Annotated in this window: 5 protein-coding genes; 3 read left to right on the top strand and 2 right to left on the bottom strand. The window is 62.5% G+C overall.

Features of this window, described 5'->3' with window-relative positions; all coding sequences use genetic code 11:
• Both AS156_RS29080 and AS156_RS29075 read left to right on the top strand, forming a co-directional pair.
• A partial coding sequence (locus AS156_RS29080; RefSeq protein WP_082747544.1) for an IS630 family transposase occupies positions 1 to 1,015 on the top strand: 1,015 nt, incomplete at its 5' end.
• 221 nt (positions 1,016 to 1,236) lie between these two features.
• Positions 1,237 to 2,457 (top strand): ABC transporter substrate-binding protein, encoded by a 1,221-nt coding sequence (locus AS156_RS29075; protein ID WP_066511947.1) that lies wholly within the window; start codon positions 1,237 to 1,239, stop codon positions 2,455 to 2,457.
• A 98-nt stretch (positions 2,458 to 2,555) separates the two neighbouring features.
• On the opposite strand, the gene AS156_RS29070 is transcribed toward AS156_RS29075, so the two are convergent.
• Positions 2,556 to 3,575 (bottom strand): helix-turn-helix domain-containing protein, encoded by a 1,020-nt coding sequence (locus tag AS156_RS29070; RefSeq protein WP_066511946.1) that lies wholly within the window; start codon positions 3,573 to 3,575, stop codon positions 2,556 to 2,558.
• Between the two features lie 75 nt (positions 3,576 to 3,650).
• Between AS156_RS29070 and AS156_RS29065 the strand changes: the two genes are divergently transcribed.
• Complete coding sequence (locus AS156_RS29065; RefSeq protein ID WP_066511956.1) at positions 3,651 to 4,649, top strand: DMT family transporter; 999 nt, start codon at positions 3,651 to 3,653, stop codon at positions 4,647 to 4,649.
• Between the two features lie 127 nt (positions 4,650 to 4,776).
• Here AS156_RS29065 and AS156_RS45045 read toward each other — a convergent pair.
• Positions 4,777 to 4,955 (bottom strand): energy transducer TonB family protein (locus tag AS156_RS45045; protein WP_245313116.1); only part of this gene is annotated, 179 nt, incomplete at its 5' end.

Raw genomic sequence — 4,955 nt, 5'->3', positions numbered from 1 at the left:
GCTTGAGGCGTGTTGTCGCTCACCGATGACATTGCAGCGCGATTTGAAGCGGGCGCGGATAGTCCTGTTAGCGGCGGACGGGCGCAGCACCCGGTCGATCGCCAAGGAAGTTGGGGTCCAGCCGCGGATTGTCAGCGTTTGGCGGCATCGCTATGCCGACCAAGGCCTTGAAGGGCTGCAAGACAAGCCGCGGCCCGGCAAGCAGCCGATCTATACGAAGACGACCGACAAGCGGATTCTGAAGCTGCTGGATAAGCCGCCCCCGCAAGGGTTTGCGCGCTGGACCGGCCCTCTGCTGGCCGAGGCGCTAGGCGATGTTGACGTCCAATATGTCTGGCGGTTCCTGCGCAGCCACAAGATTGACCTCGCGGCTCGCAAGTCCTGGTGTGAGAGCAACGACCCGAACTTTACGGCCAAAGCCGCCGATGTCGTTGGCCTTTACGTCGCCCCGCCGGCGAAGGCTATTGTGCTCTGCGTGGACGAGAAGCCCTCGATCCAGGCTTTGGAGCGAGCGCAGGGCTATCTGAAGTTGCCCAATGGCCGCGCCTTGACCGGCCAGAGCCACGATTACAAGCGGCATGGCACCACGACATTGTTTGCAGCGCTCGAAGTCGCCACCGGAAAGATCATCGCTACGCATTCAAAACGCCGTCGCCGTGTCGAGTTTCTCGATTTCATGAACAGCCTCACCGCGGCCTTTCCGGGCCGAAAGCTTCACGTCATCCTCGACAACCTCAACACCCACAAGAAGAATGAGAGCTGGCTCAAGGCCCATCCCAATGTGCAATTCCATTTCACACCGACGAGTGCGTCCTGGCTCAACCAGATCGAGGTATGGTTCTCAATCCTGCAGGGGCAGTCGCTCAGCGGCACCTCCTTCACAAGCCTCAAGCAGCTTCAGGAACACATCGATGCCTACGTCAACGCCTACAACGACAAAGCCGAGCCCTTCGTCTGGACCAAGAAAAAGATCCGTCAACGCCGTTTCAAGGGCCGCCGTATCAATCAACTCTGATTCCGGGTACTAGCGGTAGCGCTTCGCCCGCGAGCGCTTTCCCGATAGCGCTCCCGCACAAACATAACATCAGGCGTCATCGTACATCAGCCGTCATCGTCGCCTGTTGATTCGCCGCGCGGTGGAATATCGCGCGCAGCCGATCGCATGGCGCGCCTAGGCGACGCCGTCGTGGCCGGGCATAATGAGGAACTCAAAAACAAAATCATACTGGAGGAAAGATGAAGCGTTCCGTTGCAGCCCTTGTCCTGACCACAAGCCTGGTGTTCGCCGGCAGCGCGCTGGCCCAGACCATGGACAAGGTCGTCAAGGTCGGCGCCCTCGGCGATCAATCCGGTCTCTACCAGGACATCGGCGGACCGGGCTCGACGGTGGCGGCGCAGATGGCGATCGAGGATTCCGGGCTGCTGGCAAAGGGCTGGAAGATCGACCTGATCTCGGCCGATCACCAGAACAAGCCCGACGTCGCCGTAAACATCGGCAAGCAATGGATCGACGTCGACAAGGTCGACGTGTTCGTCGATCTCGCGGCCTCCAATGTCGGGCTCGCGATCGCAAACCTCGCCAAGGAGAAGAATGTCGTCAACCTGAATTCCGGCTCGGGCTCGTCCGATCTCACTGGCTCGCAGTGTACGCCCAACACGGTGCACTGGTCTTACGACACCTACATGCTCGCCAACGGCACCGGCAAGGCGCTGGTCAAGTCCGGCGGCGACTCCTGGTTCTTCATCACAGCGGACTACGCTTTCGGCCAGGCGCTGGAGCGGGACACGACTGCGGCCGTCACCGCCGGCGGCGGCAAGGTGCTCGGCAGCGTCAAGCATCCGCTCAACACGGCAGATTTCTCGTCCTTCCTGCTGCAGGCGCAGAGTTCGAAGGCCAAGGTCATCGGCCTCGCGAATGCCGGCGGCGACACCACCAACGCGATCAAGCAGGCGGCCGAATTCGGCATCGTATCGGGCGGCCAGAAGCTTGCGGGCATGCTGATGTTCATCACCGACGTGCACTCGCTCGGCCTCAACGTCGCGCAGGGCCTGAACTTCACCGAGAGCTTCTACTGGGACATGAACGACCAGACCCGCGCCTTCTCGAAACGCTTCTTGGAGCGCTTCAAGAAGAACCCGCCGACCATGGTGCAGGCCGGCGTCTATGCCTCGCTCATCCATTACTTCAAGGCGCTGGAGGCGCTTGGCGGCAATCCGCATGACGGCCGCATGGTGGTCGCCAAGATGAAGGAGCTGCCGACCGACGATCCGCTGTTCGGCAAAGGCTCGATCCGCGCCGACGGCCGCAAGATCCACCCCGCCTATCTGTTCGAGGTGAAGAAGCCGTCGGAGTCCAAATATCCGTGGGACTATTACAAACTGGTCGCGACGATCCCCGCGGACGAAGCCTTCGTGCCGCTGGAGAAGAGCGCCTGCCCGCTGGTGAAGAAGAACTGATCGGTTCGCGCGATGCGCACGGCGGATTGGCGGTCACACCGTCGGCCGTCGTCGTGCGTAACACAAGCCGGCAAGAGCAATTCCTGTTGGAGTTTTCCCTAGGCGCGAAAGCCCAACCGATAACGCGATGGACTGGTGTCGAAGCGCGTCCGGAAATGATGACGCAACACGTCTGACGTGCCGAAACCAACCGCGGTGGCGACATCCTCGACCGACATGCCGGTCGCTTCCAGAAGGCTCCGCGCCCGCATCACCCGCTCCTGCAGCACCCATTCGCCCGGAGACGTGCCGGTTGCCTCCTCGAAGCGCCTGATGAAGGTTCGCCTGCTCATGCGCGCCCGGCCTGCCAGATTCGCGATCGTGAGATCGCGATTGAGATGCGTACGCATCCACGCACAAAGCTCGGCGAGAGGATCGCCCTCGGCAAGGACGGGGCTCGGAATGAACTGCGCCTGCCCGCCCTCGCGGTGGGCCGGTATCACGAGACGACGCGCCACCTCGTTGGCGACCTCGGCGCCGAAATCCTTGCGCACGATATGGATGCAGAGATCGAGGCCGGCGGCGCGGCCGGCCGAACTCATGATGTCGCCGTCGTCGACATAGAGAACCTTGGAATCGACGCGCAACGACGGATGTCGGCGCATCAATGCCTCGGCATGGGCCCAATGCGCGGCAACGCGCCGTCCATCGAGCAATCCGGCGGCAGCCACGACAAAGACACCCGAGCAGATCGAGGCGATGCGGACACCGCGGGCATGGGCGCGACGAAGCGCCGATAGCACCGGCTCCGACGGTGACGCCTCGATATCAAGCCATCCCGGAACGATGATCGTGCCGACCTCTGCAAGATACGAGAACGGCACGTCGGCAACGATCTTGACCCCACTGCCGGCGGCGAGCGGCACGCCGGGTCGCTCTGCGCAAACCGCAACGCGATACCAGTCGCGGCTCACATTGGGCAGGCCGAACACCTCCAGCGCCATGCCGAGCTCAAAGGCATTGACGCCATCATAAGCCAGCAGGGCGACCGTCCGGTCGCGGGAGCGGTCCCGCCGGGTCCTGTTGCTGGGCGATTTCCTGTTTCGCGGGTTTGGCACGATATTCACGATAACTGTCATTCGTGCCGATGGTCAAGATTGCCCCGCGCGCGCACGATCGCCGTCGAAACCGAAGCGATCTTCTGGGAGCCATTCATGAACAACGCTGCGTCGCCAACTCTGGCGTCGTCCACCTCAGACAAAACTGACCCTCAGGGCGCCTCACGACGCTCCGCACAGGGCACGCATCTGCGGGGAATTCTGTATTGCCTGGCGGCGACGGTCTCGTTCGGCCTGATGTTTCCGGTGATGTCGAGCGCGCTCACCCATATCGATCCCTTCACCTTCACATCGCTGCGCTACCTGATCGCTGCAGTCGTCTCGCTCGTCCTGCTTCGGGTTACGGAAGGTCCGGATGCGCTGCGGCTGAAGGGCGAGCAGATCGCCCTCGCCTGGTTCCTCGGTTCGATTGGGTTCGCTGGCTTCGGCTTCCTGGTCTTTCTCGGACAGCAACTGGGCGGGCGCGACGGCGCGTTGACGACGTCGATCATGGCGGCGACGCAGCCGCTGCTCGGTGTCCTCATCATCTCGATCACCCGCCGCGTCCTGCCGCCGATCCCGACACTGCTGCTGGTCCTGCTGTCGTTCTGTGGTGTCGCGCTTGTCATCACCAAGGGCGACATCGGCGGATTGCTGCGCGAGCCGCAGAACTACTCAGCCAACGGGCTGATCGTGCTCGGGATGATCCTCTGGCTGATCTACACCTTCGGCGCAGCGCGCTTCGTTCACTGGTCGGCTCTCAAATACACGACCATGACGATGGTGCTCGGCTTGAGTACGATCATCGCAATCAACGCGATCCTCGTGCTGACGGATACAATCGTGCTGCCGGGAACGGCCGATGCCCTCTTCATCCTGCCGCACCTGCTCTATATGAGCTTGATCTCGAGCGTCGTCGGGGTGCTGTGCTGGAATCTCGGCAACAGGATCCTGACGCCCCTGAACGGCGTGCTCTTCATGGATGTCGTGCCGATCACCGCGTTCACCGTCTCGGCGATGACCGGCGTGCTGCCGACGCGGGTGCAGATCATCGGCGCCTGCATCACCGGCGGCGCCTTGATCCTCAACAACCTCTATCTGAGGCGTCGCAGCTAGTGCTTGTCGGCAGCGATCGCGCGGGCCGTACGGAAAAGGACACGTATGCGGAATTGCGTCGCGCACCACCCTCGCCGCGACGCATTTCGACGCACGCAATCACGCGGTGGTTCAGCGGAAGGACGCCTCAGCCCTTGCCCTTGACGCGGAAGACCACGGGGAGCGTGAACTTCAGGCCTTCGTCGGCGACGAGCGGCGGCGGCTTGGGAACGGGATCGGATCGCTTGATCATCGCAAGCGCGGCCTGGTCGAACGCGGCGTCGCCAGATCCCTTTTCGATCGCCATGTCGAGGACGTGGCCGAGCC

Source organism: Bradyrhizobium macuxiense (assembly GCF_001542415.1).
Classification (GTDB): domain Bacteria; phylum Pseudomonadota; class Alphaproteobacteria; order Rhizobiales; family Xanthobacteraceae; genus Bradyrhizobium; species Bradyrhizobium macuxiense.
The sequence above is the reverse complement of the archived record's forward strand: the minus strand, read 5'-3'. Positions and strand labels throughout refer to the sequence as shown.

Excerpts from the sequence above, each read along its gene's own strand:
- AS156_RS29075 (WP_066511947.1), top strand. The coding sequence starts at position 1,237 with ATGAAGCGTTCCGTTGCAGCCCTTGTCCTGACCACAAGCCTGGTGTTC.
- AS156_RS29070 (WP_066511946.1), bottom strand. The coding sequence starts at position 3,575 with ATGACAGTTATCGTGAATATCGTGCCAAACCCGCGAAACAGGAAATCG.
- AS156_RS29065 (WP_066511956.1), top strand. The coding sequence starts at position 3,651 with ATGAACAACGCTGCGTCGCCAACTCTGGCGTCGTCCACCTCAGACAAA.